Consider the following 17,731-nt stretch of genomic DNA (forward strand, 5'->3'; position numbering starts at 1 on the left):
ACCACTTTCTTTTTCTTTTTCATAGCAATTTTCCCACTCATTTTCCATGAGTGGGTTTGTTTTTTTATAAAACAAAATGCAATTTCAGTAAAGACTATAAAAAATTATTTTATAGATTTGCAGTCTGTTACCATCTAGGCTCGAGTGGCGGAATTGGTAGACGCGCTGGATTCAAAATCCAGTTCTTTCGGGAGTGTGGGTTCGATTCCCACCTCGAGTACAAAAACTATTGTTAATCAATTGATTTTCAATAGTTTTTTTTTATTTTTAACACTTGCTTATCCCGTGATTTTGTGTGCCTACATAAAATACAACACACCTTAATTCTTATAAAATTACATAACCAATTCTAAAATTTGTACTTTGGCATCATACTTGATTTTTTTTAACAAATCTTTTAAAATGAACAAAACAAAAATTATTGGGTGGATTATTATTACGATTAGTTTTTTTGAATGTAAAAGCTTATTATTTGAAAAAAAACCTCCGTTTACAATTAATCAAGCAACGTATAGTAATTACGTTGGTGGTATACCTGGAACTAGTGGTACTTGGATTAGATTAGCATACCAAAGCAATCAAAAAATAAAATTTGATAGTATCTATTTTAGAGACAAACAAACAAAAGTAGAATTACAAACTATTAAGGGTACAAATTACGTAAGCGGTCATTTCAACACCAACAGCTTTAAAAACAATTTAATTTTGCATAATAATGGCAAAAAAGAATACGGCAATAAACTACCTGAAATAAAGAAAAAACCTCGCTTTAAATTAGCAAAAAACGAAGCCGTTATAAGCTATACTGAAAATGGAAAAACTAAATATATTAAAATAAAAAATGTACAAGAAACAGATACAAAGCTTTACAAATAAATATATTGATAAAATTAACTTTTATCACCTATTATAATTATGACTCTTTATAAAAACGTTTTTATAGTATTGTTTACTTAAACAATTTAAAAATGTCGTTTCCATTAGCATAAAGCAACAGAGAAACCAACAATAAAAACCCTACAATTTGTGCATATTCTAAAAATTTATCACTTGGTTTTTTACCTGTAACCATCTCCCAAAGGGTAAACATTACGTGTCCGCCATCTAAAGCCGGAATAGGTAATAAATTCATAAAACCTAACATGATTGATAAAAATGCCGTAATGCTCCAAAAAGATTGCCAGCTAAATTCTGATGGAAATATACTACCGATTGAGATAAAACCACCTAATCCTTTATAAGCTCCCGTACTCGGATTAAAAATCTTTTTTAATTGTTTTACATAACCTGTCAATGTATTCCACGCTTTATGAGTTCCTGCAGGAATTGCTTCTATAAATGAATATTTTTTTTCTGCTAAAGAAAGGTATCCTAATTTTTCTAAATCTGTTAACGACAACGCCCCTAAAACAACACCTAAGTTTCCACTATTAGAAACTTTAGCAGGTATGTTTTTAATTTGACCTTGCCGTTTTAAAGTTAAGGTAACGTCTTGTCCTTTTAAGGTTTGTAATACTGGTTTTACCTGATCAAAATACGTAATTGGTTGCCCATTAATAGCCGTTATAATATCTTTTGGATGTATATCTGAACTACCATTTAATGAATCTTTCACTACTCCTCCAATAACAAAAGGATAACGAGGAGTTATAAAAGGTCCTGCATCTTTACCTCTATCAACTAATTTAGAAATAAAATTAACAGGAATATCTTTTTTAATTATTTCGCCATTACGTTCGATAGTGTATTTGTTCCCGTTAATAAACTCCATCGAAAGCGAACCAAATTTTTCTATTTTTTTACCGTCTATAGTAATAATTTTATCCCCTGTTTGTAGTCCTAAATCTTTAGCTAACTGGTCTTGTACCCAAACACCATCTTTAATACTTTGATTGGGCAAATATTTTTCTCCGTAAGTAAACATCAACATCACATAGATAAACCATCCTAAAATAAAATTTACAATAACCCCACCTAACATAATTATTAAACGTTGCCATGCTGGTTTGGCTCGAAATTCCCATGGTTTAACCGGCTCTTTCAATTGTTCGGTGTCCATACTTTCATCAACCATTCCCGAAATTTTAACATAACCACCTAACGGAATCCAACCAATACCATAGACCGTTTCTCCTATTTTCTTTTTAAATAAAGAAAATTTATAATCAAAAAATAAATAAAACTTTTCAACTCTTGTTTTAAATAATTTTGCAGGAATAAAATGCCCCAATTCGTGCAACACAATAAGTAATGATAAACTTAAAATAAATTGCAATGCCTTAATAACTATTTCCATTAATTATGTATCAAAAAATTAAGCTACAAATGTACACTTTTATATAAAGCAGAAAAAGAAAGCAAGCAAAGGTTATTGGTCTTTTAACATAGATTTAAAATTACACTATAACAAGTGTCTATTTTACACAAAAAAGTAAACGTTAAAAAACAAAATACATAGTGCAATGTATTTTATTATCAATTAAATTTGCACTTATTTTTATATAAAGACAATACTTTTAAATGAAATCTAATTTTTTTAGCAAATCTAAATATACCTTATTTTTTATTATTCTTTTTTCAGCAATAAGTATCCCTGTTATATATCACTTACAAAAAACGGATGAACGATTACCGATATATAATCCAGCAGATGTTAACCCCCAGTTAGTTGATGTATCGATTAGAAATCAAAAAAAGAATCATACCATTGCCAATTTTAAACTAATTAACCAAAATGGCGATACCATTACCAATACTGATTATGATGGTAAAATTTATATCGCCGATTTCTTTTTTACACGTTGTAAAACTATTTGTGTTGCTATGGCTTATAACATGAGTGAGTTACAAGAATATTATAAAAACGACGATGATATAATGTTTTTATCACACTCGGTTACCCCAGTTATAGATAGTGTTTCTGTATTAAAAAAATATGCAGAAAGTAAAGGCGTAATTGATGGAAAATGGAATGTTACTACTGGTAATAAAAAAGAAATTTACAACTTAGCTCGTAAAAGTTATTTTGCGGTTTTAGATGATGGAAATGGCGATGAAAACGATTTTATTCATACCGAAAACTTTATTTTAGTAGATAAAGATCGCCGAATTCGAGGCATGTATGACGGAACCAAAAAAGAAGACATGCAAAAAATTATTAAAGATATTAGTTTGCTAAAACAAGAGTACGCTAAAAAATAAGATTTTAAGCTATCTTTGTTTCGCTGCTTATTATTTATAATGACTATAAAAACTCAACATGCTATTGGTATTTTTGATTCGGGTATCGGAGGAACTTCTATTTGGAAAGAAATACACGCACTTCTACCTAATGAAAACACCATTTATTTAGCAGATAGCATTAATGCTCCTTATGGTGAAAAAACAAAAAGTGAAATAATTGAGTTATGCATAAAAAACACTGAGTTTCTTTTAAAAAAAAATTGTAAAATTATTGTAGTAGCCTGTAACACAGCGACTACTAATGCTATTGGTTATTTAAGAAAAAACTATACTGTTCCGTTTATAGGAATTGAACCAGCTATTAAACCTGCCTCACTTACCACCCAATCTAATTGTATCGGAATTTTAGCAACTAAAGGAACTTTAAATAGTGATTTATTTGAAAAAACATCGAGTAAAATAGGAAGTAATATAGAAATTGTAGAGCAAGTAGGAGAAGGATTAGTTGAACTAATAGAAGAGGGAAAAATCGATTCAAAAAAAATGGATATTCTTTTAAAAAAATATACCGACCCTATGCTAAAAAAAGGAATAGATTGTTTAGTTTTAGGCTGTACACATTACCCTTATTTAATACCTAAACTAAAAAAAATAGTAGGTAATACTGTAAAAATCATTGACTCTGGCGAAGCTGTAGCTCGACAAACAAAAGCTATTTTAGAAAAGAACCATTTGATTCAAATCGAAAACAACAACCCTAACTATCAGTTCTTTAGCAATAAAAATACTACTGTTTTAAAAAATATATTAGCTGATTACAAAAAAGCAAGCGTTAAATACTTAGATTTTTAAAAACTACCATTAATATTTGGACAAGCTGTAGCCCTTGGCCTTTTACAAAATAGATTTACCCCTAAGGTTATTTGGTGAAATGCCGAATTTGAATAAACAACGCTTCCTGTTTGTTTTGCATAAGTATAAGAAGCCATCCATCGCCCCATATTTGCACCAATTATTGGGGTAAATTGTTGTAAATTTTGTATGTTATTTTGTTCTAAATTAGTTCTATATGAAAGAGCAAACCACAATTGTGCTTTTTCAAATTTTTTGTACGCTTTAAAGTTAATATCAGCATACATTTCTGAAGTAGCATCTCTATATTGAAGCATCAAAGAAGGCTCGTACTGTATTTTTTCTTCATCTCCAAAAAAATAACTCAGATGCAATACAAAATTGCGTACATTTAAATATTCAAGGTCGTTATTTAATCCATCTTTTATTGATAAAAGCACATTTTTTACTGTAAAATATGATGATAAACCACCATAGTGATAAGCTACTCCTACATCGGCATTGTAATAAAAATTACTTTCTATTATTTGGCGTACAGTTGGGTCGCCAGCAAAAGTGCGCTGATCTACCTCATTTTGCACAGCGGCTAACGATAAACCAAATGATAATTGATTAAATTTATTTCCATTATAAAAATCTAAATGATAAGCAAAAGTACCTTGAAAGCCTTTTTGAGCATGATAACCATTTTTATCGTTAAAAACAATTAATCCTGCAGCTGCTTTTGATTCATTTCCCAAACTACTATGAAAACTTAAGGTTTGTAATTCGTTATCTTTCCAATATCTTCCTGCGGTTAATCGTAATTTACCACAAGTTCCTACTCCAGCCGCAGCAGGGTGAATTAAAAAAATATTATCCGATAAATAATCAGAAAATATAGGCAACGTTTCTTGAGCAGTTATAGCAGTTGTATAACCAAAAAAGGATAAGTATACAAAAAATAAAAACTTCAAAAAAAACCGCCGCATAAACAATAAATAAAACCCAAATATATCATATTTTAGTTAAAGATTAATCTTCCTTTAAATTTAAATACCACCATTATATTTTTTATTTTACCCCCTCACCTCAGCATTAAAAACAGTCAAAAAGTCACTTATAAACGCCATTTTGTCTTTTTTATTGTTATTTAATGCATTTTTTACAACAAAAAAAGTAAAATTAGAGCTTTTACAATTTTGGCATTTTAATTGTCGAATTACTACTCGAAGTTTATAAAGACTTTAATCTAAAAAATGTTTAATTTAAAAAAATTTAGTTATGAGTAATATAGTTAACACCTCTAAAAATGGAAGTTTAGCACACAAAAATTCAAATGATAGTTTATCGAGTTGGGCTAATTTGTTTGGTGATATTTTTAATACCGATTTACCATCTGTATTTACATCAAATTTTAATAAAGGCATTAGTTTACCCAAGGTAAACATTAAAGAAACCCCTGAAGCTTTTATTGTAGAAATGGCGGTTCCAGGGTTAAAAAAATCTGATTTTAAAATAAATCTTGACAACAAAATACTTGCCATCGAAACAGAAATTAAAGAAGAAACCGAAGATAAAAAAGAAAATTACACGCGCCGCGAATTTGGATATTCGTCATTCAAAAGAACTTTTACATTACCTGAAAGTGTAAATGGCGATAAAATTAATGCAAATTACGATAATGGTATTTTACACATTTCTTTACCTAAAAAAGAAGAAGCTAAAGAAAAGCCTACAAGAACAATAGCGGTTTCTTAATCGATTATTTTGGTTTCCAATAAAAAAGCTGTTTAGAATTAATTCTAAACAGCTTTTTTATTTAAACAACTCTTGTAAATTACTTACCAAACAATCGTTGAAAAAAATTCTTTCCTTTTTTTACCGCTTCTTCAACACCTTCTTTAGCATCTTCTGCTAAATCAGCTAATTGCTCGCTTGCTTCACCAACAATTTCACTAGCTTTTTCTTTTATATTTTCAACATTTTCGCTTGATAAAACCTCAGAAATCTTTTCTTTTGCACTATTGATTGCCTCTTTAGCATCTTCACCTATATTATTTGCCATTTCTTTAGCCTTATCAACACCTTCTTCTAAACTTTGTTCTATGTTTTTTTTATTTTCATCCATTTTTGTTATTTTTTAAGTTAACTCCTTTCAAAGGTACAAAAAACCTATAAAAAATTGCTATCAGATTAATTGTAAAAAATCTATTTTATTTCAGTCTAAATATAGAAAGCTAATAAAATTTAGCCTTAACTTTATCTACAATAGTTTGCGCTAACTTTTGCTTACTTTCAACAGTCCACCCTGCTACATGCGGAGATAAAATTACATTTTCTGCTTTTACAAGGTATTGAAATGCTTCTGGCATTTTGTTATTTAAAAACAAATTTTCAAACGACTTTTTTTCGTACTCTAACACATCTAACCCTGCTCCTAAAATTTTACCTTTTTGCATTGCTTTTACTAAATCACTAGTAACAACTGATTTTCCACGAGCGGTATTTATTAACCAAAAAGGTTTTGAAAATTTATTAATAAAATCAGTATCCACCATGTTAATGGTTTGTGGGGTTTCTGGTGTATGTAGGCTTAACACATCCGCTTTATCTTGTAACTCTTTAAGCGAAACTTGCCGGCAATTTTCATTACCCACATCAGGTTTTATATCATAACACAACACCGTCACATCAAAACCACGTAGTTTTTTTGCAAACGACTTACCCATATTACCATAACCAATTAACCCTACCGTTTTACCATCAAGTTCAATACCTCGATTTTCTTCTCTAAGCCACATTCCATTTCTAACCTCTTGATCTGCCTTATTTAATTTATTAAACAAAGATAATAACATTGCTAAGGTATGTTCTCCTACAGCATTTCTATTTCCTTCTGGAGCCGCAATTAATTCAATACCTTTCTTTTTTGCATATTCACAATCAATGTTCTCTAATCCTGCACCTACACGCCCAATAAATTTTAACCTAATAGCCTTGTCTAAAAAAGAGCTATCAATAGTAAATCTACTTCTAATAATTACACCATCATACAAATGAATTTTAGCTTCTACCTCTTCTTTAGTAGAGGTAGAATCTTCATCATTAATAAACCCCAAATCATTTAATTGATTAATTAAAAGAGGATGGTTACTATCTAAATGCAGTATTTTCATTGGCTTAATATTGCTCTTTTTCATTAGGAAAATCTTGCGTTTTTATATCTGCATTATATTGCTCAAAAGCATTGGTCATCTCTGAATACAAATCTAGATAACGTCTTAAAAAACGAGGATTAAATTCGTGTGTCATACCTAACATATCGTGTGTTACTAAAACTTGCCCGTCGACCTTACCACCCGCACCAATACCAATTACAGGTATCGTTAAGCTTTCAGCAACTTTTTGAGCTAATTTGGCTGGCACTTTCTCTAAAACAAGTGCAAAACACCCTATTCTTTCTAACATTAAAGCATCTGCCATTAATTTTTCTGCTTCTTCTTCTTCTTTAGCTCTCACAGCATACGTACCAAATTTATAGATAGATTGTGGTGTTAACCCTAGGTGTCCCATTACAGGAATACCTGCATTTAAAATTCGTTTTATAGATTCTTTTACCTCTTTACCTCCTTCGAGCTTTATAGAATGTCCGCCACTTTCTTTCATAATTCTAATCGCCGATCGAAGCGCTTCTTTAGGGTCAGATTGATAACTACCAAAAGGCAAATCAACAACAACCAAACAACGCTCAATACCACGAACAACTGAACTTGCATGGTAAATCATTTGATCTAGCGTAATGGGTAGTGTGGTTTCATGACCTGCCATAACATTAGATGCTGAATCACCTACCAATATTACATCTACACCTGCACGGTCTATTATTTTTGCCATGGTAAAATCGTACGCAGTAAGCATCGAAATTTTTTCGTTGTTTGCTTTCATTTCTACTAACGATTTTACTGTAATTCGTTTATATTCTTTTTTTGCTACTGACATTTTATTTGTTTAAATTCTGGTAAAAATAGGCATTTTTATTTGACTATATACACGTTAATCTTTTGTTAATCTTAGTTATTAAATTACCTAAAATTGTTATTTTTTTAGTTACTTACGCAGAAATAGTCATCTAATTATAAAAAAGATTTATAACCATATATAAAACGCAAACAAAACAAAAAATAGTGATTGATGTTTCGGAAATTCGAAATTTTTTGATTTTTTTTGATAGATTGGAATGGAGTTTATTATAAAATATAGACTCCATTTTTTTATTTTTGCTTCCTATTCTTTACACTTACCCTTAACACCTATTATATGGATTTTTTACCAGAAAAAATAAATAATTATATTATAAACCATTCGCAGCCAGAACCTGATTTGTTAAAAGAATTAACAAGAGAAACTTGGCAAAAGGTCTTAAATCCGCGTATGTTAAGCGGCGCTTTTCAAGGGCGTGTACTCGCTATGATTTCAAAACTAATTAACCCTGAAGTAATTTTAGAAATTGGCACATATACAGGCTATTCAGCCCTCTGCTTAGCCGAAGGACTACAAAAAAATGGTAAATTACACACCATTGATAAAAATGAAGAACTTGAAGAGCTACAGAAGAAATACTTTGAGCAATCAATTTATAAAAATCAAATACAACAACATGTGGGTAATGCCATAGAAATTATACCAACAATAAAACAAAAGTTTGATTTAGTTTTTATCGACGCTGATAAATCAAACTACATTAACTACTTTCATTTAATTATTGACAAAATGAATAAAGGCGGGGTTATTTTATCAGACAATGTGTTATGGAGTGGCAAAGTAGTTGAAGAAGTAGCGGTAAAAGATATAGACACCCAAACACTTTTAGCATATAACACGCTATTAAATACCGATGAAAGAATAGAAACAGTATTACTACCTATTCGTGACGGATTAACAATTAGCCGAGTAAAATAACTAATCTTTAAATACTACTTTTTTTGTAATTAACCACCCTAGATTACCTATAAGCAATCCTAGTAAAACACCAAATAAGATATCAGATAAATAATGCACCCCCAAATGCAATCGACTATACGAAAACAATATTGGAAAAATAAAAATTAACCACGTATAGCGTATTTTATTTTTTAGTATTTTATAAAGCTGTATAGCTACTGCCGTAGAAAAAGTGGCGTGACCCGACACAAAACTATAGGTTTGGGGTTTTATGGGTAATCGTAATAAATGTACTATTTCTAAATTATTATTAGGTCTTATTCTGCCTATACCAATTTTTATAAAATGAACAATGATTAATGCAGCTAACCCTACAAATAGCACACTTAAAAAAAGCTGAAGCCCCTTCTTAAAACCATATAGTTTTAACAACAAATAAATAGCTAAAAATAATAACCACACCCAATTTAGAGCTTGAGTTATAAACAACCAGAAAGAATCTGAATTAGAACCGCCTAAAGAGTTTAGAAAAAGAATTATTTGATTGTCGTAATATTGAAGTTGATTTAGCACAACGTCGTTACATATTACGTTTTATAGACCCCGTAAAATCGTCAATATTGTCTTTTACTTTTTTAACTTCCTTGTTGATATCGCCAATAACATCAGAGCCAATATCTTTTATCTCTGCACTCTCGTTAATTTCTTTCTTAATTTCGTTTGTAGCATCTTTAATTTGTCGCATTCCTTGCCCTAATCCTCGAGCAATTTCTGGAATTTTATCTGCGCCAAACACCATTACCACAACGAGTAATACTACGAAAATTTCTGGCCCACCTATAAATAAAAAATGTGTTTCCATACCTCTGCAAAGGTAATTATTTTTTAAATACAATGCTTTTTATTCTAAAATAATTGTATTTTAGAATTCAATTATGAAACGCCTAAAAAAATGTTTTTTAAAAAGGTAATTTTAATGCTTTTATTCATCGCAATAATTACTAGTTGCAAATCAATAAAACTACATAAAGCACTCAACCAAAAAACAAACACTTCTTTTTTTAACAACCAGTTTACAGGGCTATACATATATGATATTGTTGCAAATAAAACACTGTATAATTACAATGGTAACAAATATTTTACTCCTGCAAGTAACACTAAAATTTTTACCCTTTTTACAGCTTTAGAAATGCTGTCCGATTCTATACCCGCTTTTAAATATGCGGTAAATAAAGATACCATTACTATTCAAGGTACTGGAGACCCTAGCTTTCTTCACCCTTATTTTAACGATAGTACAGCTTTAAAAAAGACTAAAAAGTTTAAAAATGTTCATTTAATTATTAATAATATTTCTGATAAGCGTTATGGTCCTGGTTGGGCTTGGGAAGATTTTGACGCCTATTTTAGTGCCGAAAGAAGTGCTTTTCCTATGTACGGAGACGTTATAACAATAAGTAAAAAAAATGATTCGTTAAAAATTTACCCTTCCTATTTTAAAAATAAGGTAACGCTTACCGATAATTTTTATGGTAGAGATGAATATAAAAACAACTTTTATTATGCTAAAAATCGCACAAAAGAAACTGAGATTCCAATACTTATTGACAGTGCTTTAATTGCTAATTTATGGAATAATATAGCTCCTAATAAAGTTTCAATTATCAACAATCACAAACAACCTCTTTCTAAAATTGCCTACAGCATACCTAGAGACTCATTATGTAAACGAATGATGGAGTTAAGCGATAATTTTTTAGCAGAACAAATTTTGATTTTAGCCTCTTCTACGCTTTCTGACACATTAAGCTCAAAAAAAGCAATACAATTTATGTTAGCAAATCAATTAAAAACCTTAGAACAAAAACCACGTTGGGTTGATGGTTCGGGTTTAAGTAGGTATAACTTATTTACCCCTAAATCATTCGTAACCGTTTTAACTAAAATGTACAAACAGTTTTCTAAAAAAAGGGTTTTTAATTTGTTTCCTATTGGTGGCAAATCGGGCACTTTAAAAAGCTGGTATAAAGGCAACCCCTCACCTTATATCTATGCAAAATCAGGAACCTTAGGCAACAATTACAATTTAAGCGGATACCTCGTTACCAATAGCGGCAAAGTGTTAGTTTTTAGTTACATGAATAATCATTTTCTACACCAAACAAAAGACGTTAAAAAACAGATGCAAGCTACTTTTGAATGGTTAAGAGACACGTATTAAACGCTAAAATTAATCCCTTTTTACTTTTTAGTTAACATGCGTTTAATTTCATTAAGCTTCATTAAAGCTTCAATAGGTGTTAACGTATCAATATTTGTAGTTAAAATTTCTTCTCTAATTTCTTCTAAAAGCGGGTCGTCTAACTGAAAAAAACTCATCTGCATATCTTGGTTTTGCACTTCTTTCAAAGTGTCTTTTACTTCGTTATGCGAGTGGTTTTCTTCTAGTTGTTTTAATATCTTAGTAGCCCTATGTATTACCATATTAGGCATCCCTGCTAATTTAGCCACATGAATTCCGAAACTATGATTACTTCCTCCAGCTACTAATTTTCTTAAAAAAATAATAGAATCTTGTAATTCTTTAACAGAAACATTAAAATTTTTAATTCGTTCAAAAGTGGTAGTCATTTCATTTAACTCGTGATAATGAGTAGCAAACAAAGTTTTGGGCTTCGATGAATGTTCGTGTAAATATTCTGCAATTGCCCAAGCAATTGAAATACCATCATAGGTAGAAGTGCCTCGTCCAATTTCGTCTAATAACACTAAACTACGTTGAGAAATATTATTTAAAATAGATGCTGTTTCATTCATTTCTACCATAAAAGTAGATTCGCCCATTGAAATATTATCACTTGCGCCTACACGAGTAAAAATTTTATCAACCACACCAATACGAGCATTTTGTGCTGGCACATAGCTTCCCATTTGCGCTAACAAAACAATTAAAGCGGTTTGACGTAAAATAGCTGACTTACCCGACATATTAGGCCCCGTAATCATAATTATTTGCTGTTGATTTTGATTTAAAACTACATCATTAGCAATATATTCTTCACCTATAGGTAATTGTTTTTCAATAACTGGATGTCGTCCATTTTTAATTTCAATATCGGTGCTTTCATCTATTTTAGGGCACACATAACTATTTTCCATTGCCAATTTAGCATACGAAAGCAAACAGTCTATTTGAGCTATACCTTGAGCATTTTGCTGTACAGGTTGCACAAATTGAATAATGTATTGAATTAGTTTTAGAAAAATTTCTTCTTCTAAAATTTGTATTTTTTCTTCTGCTCCTAAAATCTTCGTTTCGTACTCTTTAAGTTCTTCGGTAATATACCGTTCGGCATTCACTAAAGTTTGCTTTCTAACCCACTCTTCAGGCACTTTATCTTTATGCGTATTTCTAACCTCTATATAGTAGCCAAAAACATTATTAAAAGCTATTTTTAAACTAGTAATACCTGTTCGTTCGGTTTCTCGAGCCAATAAACTATTAAGATATTCTTTACCCGAGTTTGCCATAACTCGTAAATCATCTAATTCTTGATTAACCCCAAGCGCAATACTATTTCCTTTGTTAATGTGTACAGGAGCATCTTCAAAAAGGGTATTTGTTATTTTACCGATTAACTCATTACAATCGTGTAAGCGTTTACCCATCTGATTTACCGCTTTATTATTGCTTTTTTCAGCTGCTATTTTTATAGGTAATATAGCCTTGAGCGAGTTTTTTAACAACACTACTTCTCTTGGAGAAACTTTACCTGTAGCAACCTTAGAAATTAATCGTTCTATATCAGAAATCTGTTTTAATTGATAAGCTACTGTTTTAAAAAAATCGTCAGAATTTATAAAAAACTTAACTAGTTCTTGACGATTTTGAATTTGCTCTATATTTTTTAAAGGTAAAGCTAACCAACGTTTTAACAACCGCCCACCCATCGGTGAAATGGTTTTATCAATAATATCTATAAGGGTAACAGCATTTACCGAATTTGGATTATACAATTCTAAGTTGCGCACAGTAAATCGATCCATCCACACATAGGCATCTTCAACAATTCTACTAAGCGATTGTATATGCGAAAGTTTATTGTGTTGCGTTTCAGACAGGTAATACATGATAGCCCCAGCAGCAATTAACCCAAATGTTAAATCTTGAACACCAAAACCTTTAAGATTTTTAACGTTAAAATGATTGATTAATGTTTCTTCTCCATATTCTTTTTGAAAAACCCAATCTTCAAGAAAAAAAGTATGAAATCGATTGGTAAATAATTCAAAAAAACGTTGTTTGTTTTGTTTTTGAACTAAAACTTCACTAGGCGAAAAATTTTGCAATAATTTATCAATGTATTCTTCATTACCTTGCGCCACTAAAAATTCTCCTGTAGAAATATCTAAAAAAGAAACTCCAATTTGTTTTTTATCAAAGTGTACCGATGCTAAAAAATTATTGGTTTTGGTTTGTAACACTTCATCGTTTAACGATACTCCAGGGGTCACTAACTCAGTAACTCCTCGTTTTACAATTTGCTTCGTTAATTTAGGGTCTTCAAGTTGATCACAAATTGCTACTCGCAACCCAGCTTTTACCAATTTGGGTAAATATGTGTTTAACGAATGGTGTGGAAACCCCGCTAAAGCTGTTTCGCTTTCACTACCAGAACCTCTTTTAGTTAAAACAATACCTAAAATTTCAGCAGCTTTTCTAGCATCTTCTCCAAAGGTTTCATAAAAATCTCCCACACGAAATAACAACATTGCATCTGGGTATTTTGCCTTGATGCTGTTATACTGCTTCATTAAAGGAGTAATTTTTTTGCCGCTAGATTTAGCCAATTTTTCAGAAATTTTAAATTAGTTTTGCGAAGATATGAAAAGTGTTTAGTTTTTCGGTTTTTAGTTGTTAGTGAATTTATTTGTAAAAGTATGAGAAAACTTAAAAATAATGAGTTAGGCAGAATTAGTGTTGATGTGTTTAAAAACACCCAAAAAACACCCATAATTGTAATATTAGATAACATTAGAAGTTTACAAAACATCGGTTCTGTTTTTCGTACTTCAGATGCTTTTTTGATTGAAAAAATTTATTTGTGTGGTATTACTGCTACGCCGCCTAATAAAGATATTCACAAAACAGCTTTAGGCGCTACTGAGTCGGTTGATTGGGAGTATGTAGAAGACACTTTTTTATTAGTTAAAAAACTGAAAGACTTAAAAATTAAGGTAATCAGCATTGAACAAGTAGAACAAAGCACAATGTTAAATACGTTTATACCTAAACCCAATGAAAAATATGCAATAATATTTGGTAATGAAGTAAAAGGCGTACAACAAAAAGTAGTTTCAGCTTCAGATAAATGTATCGAAATTCCGCAGTTAGGCACTAAACATTCGTTAAATATTTCAGTAAGTTGCGGAATTGTTCTGTGGGATTTATTTTCGAAAATGACAAAATAATAGTAAAATTTAGAGTCTTATTATTTAAAAACAGTATCTATTTTTTTAGTGCTTACAGGTTCAATTAACTCGCTCTTTTCTTTTTTAATTGTGTCTTTAATCCTGTTTTTGTTATCTTGTAAAGAATCTCGTTTTGCAGCTGCTGTTTTATACCTTTTTTCTAAATTTTCTGTTACTTTTTTTAATATTTCGTAGTATTCTTCAATTTTAGAAGTGTAGTATACATTACTTTCATTAAACCGCGTACTATCAATTTTATATTTTTCGTACACAAAAGGCATATAATTTATGTTTTTTTGAAAATTTTTATTATTTACGTACTTAGCAGATGAAGCAATAAACATATCTTCTAAAAGAAATTCCATCGTGTCTTTCGGAATTAAGTTTTTAGGTTTTTTATAAATTGTATTGCTAGTACATGCACTTAAAAAAACGAATAAAAAAATATATGAAATTTGTTTCATGTTGTTTGAATCGGCTATTTTTTTCAGAACCTATAAAATTATCTGTTAAAAATTAATCGTTCACCCTTGTCTTTCTCGTTAAATTCACCTTGATTATACATTAGCTTTCCGTTAACAAAGGTATGTGTGATTTTAGAAGAAAAAGTTGTTCCTTCAAACGGAGACCAACCGCATTTATATAAAATATTTTCTTTAGAAACTTTCCAAGGGTTATTGGTATCAACCAAAAATAAATCTGCATAATACCCTTCTTTTATAAACCCACGTTTATCTATCTTAAAAATTTTTGCAGGATTATGGCTCATTTTCTCCACGGCTTTTTCAATAGAAATAACCCCCTCTTTAACTTTTTCTAATATAGCAACCACCGCATGTTGTACTAACGGCCCTCCGCTTGGAGCTTTAGTATATACATTATCTTTTTCTTGTATTGTATGTGGTGCATGGTCTGTAGCGATAACATCAATTCTATCGTCCAGTAAGGCTTTCCACAACCCTTCTTTATCTTTTAGGGTTTTTACAGCAGGGTTCCATTTAATATATGTTTTCTTTTCATCATAATCCGCATCCGTAAACCATAAATGATGCACACAAACCTCGGCTGTAATTTGTTTTTTTTCTAACGGAATATCATTTCGAAACAAATGTGTTTCTTTTTCGGTTGATAAATGAAAAATATGCAATCTAGCACCCGTTTTTTTTGCTAAAGCAACGGCTTTAGATGATGATAAATAACACGCTTGTTCACTTCTAATAATAGGGTGATATTTTACTGGAATATCATCTCCGTATTTATCTTTGAATATTTGCGTGTTTTTTTTAATGGTTTGTTCGTCTTCGCAGTGCACGGCAATTAACATATCGGTAGAAGAAAATATTTTTTCAAGAACCGCTTCATTATCTACCAACATATTTCCAGTAGACGAGCCTAAAAATAATTTTATTCCTGCGACAGTTTTAGAATTGGTTTTCAATAATTCTTCTAAATTATCATTAGTACCACCAAACATAAACGAATAATTAGCATACGATGTTTTGCTAGCAATAGCAAATTTTTCTTCTAATAATACTTGGGTAGTTGCCTGCGGAACGGTATTGGGCATTTCTATAAATGAAGTAATGCCTCCTGCAACAGCCGCTTTACTCTCAGTAGCAATATTCGCTTTATGGGTTAGCCCTGGCTCTCTAAAATGAACTTGATCATCAATCATTCCAGGAAGCAAATAGCTGCCTTTGGCATCGATAATATTTACATCTTCTGTTGGCGCTATTTTTTTTGCTAACTGTTTTATAAACTCGCCTTCAATTAGTAAATCGCCTTCAAAAATAGCTCCTTCATTAACAATTTTTGCGTTCTTTATAAGTGTTTTTTCTTTCATTTTTTATTTGGTAATTTACTAAATCGCATTTTTATAACACCAAAAAGTGCTTCATACACTATACCTCCACTCATTTTAGATTCCCCTAAGGTTCTATCTGTAAAAACTACAGATACTTCTTTAATATTAAAACCAAGTCTCCAAGCCTTATATTTCATTTCTATTTGAAAAGCATACCCAACAAACTTAATTTTATCAAGGTTAATGGCTTCTAAAACTTGTCGTTTCCAACAAACAAAACCAGCTGTAGTATCGTGCAAAGGCATTCCTGTAACAATTCGCACATATTTAGAGGCAAAATAAGATAATAATACGCGTTGCATAGGCCAATTAACTACATTAACTCCTTTCGAATAACGAGAGCCTATAGAAACATCGGCACCCTCTATGGTACAAGCATTATACAATCGTATTAAGTCTTTAGGATTATGCGAAAAATCGGCATCCATTTCTATAATATAATCGTATTTTTTTTCAATTGCCCACTTAAATCCGTGAATATAAGCAGTACCTAAGCCGTTTTTCCCTTTTCTTTTTTCTAAAAATAATCTATTGGCAAATTCTGATTGAAGTTGTGTTACAATATCGGCTGTTTTATCGGGAGAATTATCATCAACAATTAAAACATCAAACTCTTTTTCTTGACTAAAAACAGCTCTTATAATAGCCTCTACATTTTCCTTTTCATTGTATGTAGGAATAATAACTAAAGTGTCAAACATTACTTAATTTTTCGATATTTCGACAATAATTAACAAAGATACGTTAATTTCTTTCTAAATTTGTTTTAATTATTATTAATGCATCTTATGCAAGCTATCGAACGTGAAATTATTTCAAATAACTGGATTACTTTACTGTTGCTATTTGCCTTATTATTATTAGCTTACACAAAAGCCCTTCAACCGTCGAAATTTTACAGGTATATGTTTTCTTTTTTTTTAACTGGGTTTATTGAAAAAAGAATGGAAGAAAAACCTTCGATTTTTTCGCCTCTTTCTGTTTTACAGCTTCTTTTTAGTGCGATTTGCTTGTCTTTATTTTTATTTTTAATGACAAACCCAATAAATGAATCTCTTAGTTTTGTTTCTTTTCTAATATTTTCGTTATTATTTTTCACTTACTTTTTATTACGAGGAATTATTGATTTTTCACTTGCAAAGCTATATGGCGTTTTTAACAACTTTCGTTATTTTTTATTTTCAAAATACAATTACGTATACACCTTAAGTTTATTACTTTTCCCTTTTATTATTGTTTATGTTTATGGGTTTAAAAACCGCATTTTTCTAGCTAGCGCCTTTGTTATTTTATTTTTGATACGGTTTTTTTTAGTTTTTAGTAATAATAAAAAAATGATATTAAATTACTTTTTTTATTTTATTTTGTACCTTTGTGCACTTGAAATAGCTCCGTTACTAATTATTTATAAAGTGGCTTATAAGTAAATAAAAT

The 17,731-nt window shown here is 30.5% G+C and carries 19 protein-coding genes and 1 tRNA gene; 9 read left to right on the top strand and 11 right to left on the bottom strand.

Annotated elements, in window-relative coordinates; translation table 11 throughout:
- Window positions 1-138 precede the first annotated feature (138 nt).
- Together AB2B44_RS02770 and AB2B44_RS02775 are read left to right on the top strand one after the other, a co-directional pair.
- Window positions 139-220, top strand: a tRNA-Leu gene (locus AB2B44_RS02770).
- A gap of 182 nt (window positions 221-402) precedes the next feature.
- Window positions 403-876, top strand: a complete 474-nt coding sequence (locus AB2B44_RS02775; protein WP_369048021.1) for a hypothetical protein — start codon at window positions 403-405, stop codon at window positions 874-876.
- A 73-nt stretch (window positions 877-949) separates the two neighbouring features.
- On the opposite strand, the gene rseP is transcribed toward AB2B44_RS02775, so the two are convergent.
- Window positions 950-2,296: an RIP metalloprotease RseP gene (gene rseP, locus AB2B44_RS02780; protein WP_369048022.1), complete on the bottom strand. Its 1,347-nt coding sequence runs from the start codon at window positions 2,294-2,296 to the stop codon at window positions 950-952.
- 224 nt (window positions 2,297-2,520) lie between these two features.
- Here rseP and AB2B44_RS02785 point away from each other — a divergent pair, with 224 nt between their 5' ends.
- Together AB2B44_RS02785 and murI are read left to right on the top strand one after the other, a co-directional pair.
- Window positions 2,521-3,201 carry an SCO family protein gene (locus tag AB2B44_RS02785; RefSeq protein WP_369048023.1) on the top strand — a complete coding sequence of 227 codons (681 nt, stop codon included), beginning with the start codon at window positions 2,521-2,523 and terminating at the stop codon, window positions 3,199-3,201.
- Between the two features lie 39 nt (window positions 3,202-3,240).
- Window positions 3,241-4,035, top strand: coding sequence for a glutamate racemase (gene murI, locus AB2B44_RS02790; protein ID WP_369048024.1), 795 nt, complete (start codon window positions 3,241-3,243; stop codon window positions 4,033-4,035).
- On the opposite strand, the gene AB2B44_RS02795 is transcribed toward murI, so the two are convergent.
- Window positions 4,032-4,991 carry a type IX secretion system membrane protein PorP/SprF gene (locus AB2B44_RS02795; RefSeq protein WP_369048025.1) on the bottom strand — a complete coding sequence of 320 codons (960 nt, stop codon included), beginning with the start codon at window positions 4,989-4,991 and terminating at the stop codon, window positions 4,032-4,034. The genes murI and AB2B44_RS02795 overlap by 4 nt on opposite strands.
- A 307-nt stretch (window positions 4,992-5,298) precedes the next feature.
- On the opposite strand from AB2B44_RS02795, the gene AB2B44_RS02800 reads away from it, so the two are divergent.
- A complete protein-coding gene (locus AB2B44_RS02800; RefSeq protein WP_369048026.1) occupies window positions 5,299-5,775 on the top strand; it encodes an Hsp20/alpha crystallin family protein in 477 nt (158 codons plus the stop codon).
- Between the two features lie 79 nt (window positions 5,776-5,854).
- Here the strand turns inward: AB2B44_RS02800 and AB2B44_RS02805 are convergent, their stop codons facing one another.
- The 3 genes from AB2B44_RS02805 to panB form a co-directional block, all read right to left on the bottom strand.
- On the bottom strand, window positions 5,855-6,145 hold the full coding sequence (locus AB2B44_RS02805; RefSeq protein WP_369048027.1) for a hypothetical protein: 291 nt from the start codon (window positions 6,143-6,145) through the stop codon (window positions 5,855-5,857).
- Window positions 6,146-6,254: 109 nt separating this feature from the next.
- Window positions 6,255-7,193, bottom strand: a complete 939-nt coding sequence (locus AB2B44_RS02810; protein WP_369048521.1) for a 2-hydroxyacid dehydrogenase — start codon at window positions 7,191-7,193, stop codon at window positions 6,255-6,257.
- A 4-nt stretch (window positions 7,194-7,197) separates the two neighbouring features.
- Window positions 7,198-8,016, bottom strand: coding sequence for a 3-methyl-2-oxobutanoate hydroxymethyltransferase (gene panB / locus AB2B44_RS02815; protein WP_369048028.1), 819 nt, complete (start codon window positions 8,014-8,016; stop codon window positions 7,198-7,200).
- Between the two features lie 318 nt (window positions 8,017-8,334).
- Between panB and AB2B44_RS02820 the strand changes: the two genes are divergently transcribed.
- On the top strand, window positions 8,335-8,976 hold the full coding sequence (locus AB2B44_RS02820) for an O-methyltransferase (protein ID WP_369048029.1): 642 nt from the start codon (window positions 8,335-8,337) through the stop codon (window positions 8,974-8,976).
- Here the strand turns inward: AB2B44_RS02820 and AB2B44_RS02825 are convergent, their stop codons facing one another.
- Window positions 8,977-9,531 carry a phosphatase PAP2 family protein gene (locus AB2B44_RS02825; RefSeq protein ID WP_369048030.1) on the bottom strand — a complete coding sequence of 185 codons (555 nt, stop codon included), beginning with the start codon at window positions 9,529-9,531 and terminating at the stop codon, window positions 8,977-8,979. It lies immediately after the preceding gene.
- A gap of 7 nt (window positions 9,532-9,538) precedes the next feature.
- A complete protein-coding gene (locus tag AB2B44_RS02830) occupies window positions 9,539-9,820 on the bottom strand; it encodes a twin-arginine translocase TatA/TatE family subunit (RefSeq protein ID WP_369048031.1) in 282 nt (93 codons plus the stop codon).
- 114 nt (window positions 9,821-9,934) lie between these two features.
- Between AB2B44_RS02830 and AB2B44_RS02835 the strand changes: the two genes are divergently transcribed.
- A complete protein-coding gene (locus AB2B44_RS02835) occupies window positions 9,935-11,182 on the top strand; it encodes a D-alanyl-D-alanine carboxypeptidase/D-alanyl-D-alanine-endopeptidase (protein WP_369048032.1) in 1,248 nt (415 codons plus the stop codon).
- A 20-nt stretch (window positions 11,183-11,202) separates the two neighbouring features.
- Here AB2B44_RS02835 and mutS read toward each other — a convergent pair whose 3' ends face one another.
- Window positions 11,203-13,812: a DNA mismatch repair protein MutS gene (mutS, locus tag AB2B44_RS02840; RefSeq protein ID WP_369048033.1), complete on the bottom strand. Its 2,610-nt coding sequence runs from the start codon at window positions 13,810-13,812 to the stop codon at window positions 11,203-11,205.
- A gap of 90 nt (window positions 13,813-13,902) precedes the next feature.
- Here mutS and AB2B44_RS02845 point away from each other — a divergent pair, with 90 nt between their 5' ends.
- On the top strand, window positions 13,903-14,433 hold the full coding sequence (locus AB2B44_RS02845) for a TrmH family RNA methyltransferase (protein ID WP_369048034.1): 531 nt from the start codon (window positions 13,903-13,905) through the stop codon (window positions 14,431-14,433).
- 20 nt (window positions 14,434-14,453) lie between these two features.
- Here the strand turns inward: AB2B44_RS02845 and AB2B44_RS02850 are convergent, their stop codons facing one another.
- Genes AB2B44_RS02850 through AB2B44_RS02860 form a run of 3 tightly spaced genes read right to left on the bottom strand, consistent with a single transcriptional unit; the run spans window position 14,454 to window position 16,998 of the window.
- The gene (locus AB2B44_RS02850; RefSeq protein ID WP_369048035.1) at window positions 14,454-14,897 is read right to left on the bottom strand and encodes a DUF4296 domain-containing protein; all 444 of its coding nucleotides are present in this window, start codon (window positions 14,895-14,897) and stop codon (window positions 14,454-14,456) included.
- A 38-nt stretch (window positions 14,898-14,935) separates the two neighbouring features.
- Window positions 14,936-16,276, bottom strand: coding sequence for a dihydroorotase (locus tag AB2B44_RS02855; protein ID WP_369048036.1), 1,341 nt, complete (start codon window positions 16,274-16,276; stop codon window positions 14,936-14,938).
- Window positions 16,273-16,998, bottom strand: a complete 726-nt coding sequence (locus AB2B44_RS02860; protein WP_369048037.1) for a polyprenol monophosphomannose synthase — start codon at window positions 16,996-16,998, stop codon at window positions 16,273-16,275. The genes AB2B44_RS02855 and AB2B44_RS02860 overlap by 4 nt, the downstream gene beginning before the upstream one ends.
- 87 nt (window positions 16,999-17,085) lie before the next feature.
- Here AB2B44_RS02860 and AB2B44_RS02865 point away from each other — a divergent pair, with 87 nt between their 5' ends.
- Window positions 17,086-17,724 carry a DUF4271 domain-containing protein gene (locus AB2B44_RS02865; RefSeq protein WP_369048038.1) on the top strand — a complete coding sequence of 213 codons (639 nt, stop codon included), beginning with the start codon at window positions 17,086-17,088 and terminating at the stop codon, window positions 17,722-17,724.
- Window positions 17,725-17,731: the final 7 nt, after the last annotated feature.

The organism is Tenacibaculum sp. UWU-22 (assembly GCF_041021355.1).
Classification (GTDB): Bacteria; Bacteroidota; Bacteroidia; order Flavobacteriales; family Flavobacteriaceae; genus Polaribacter.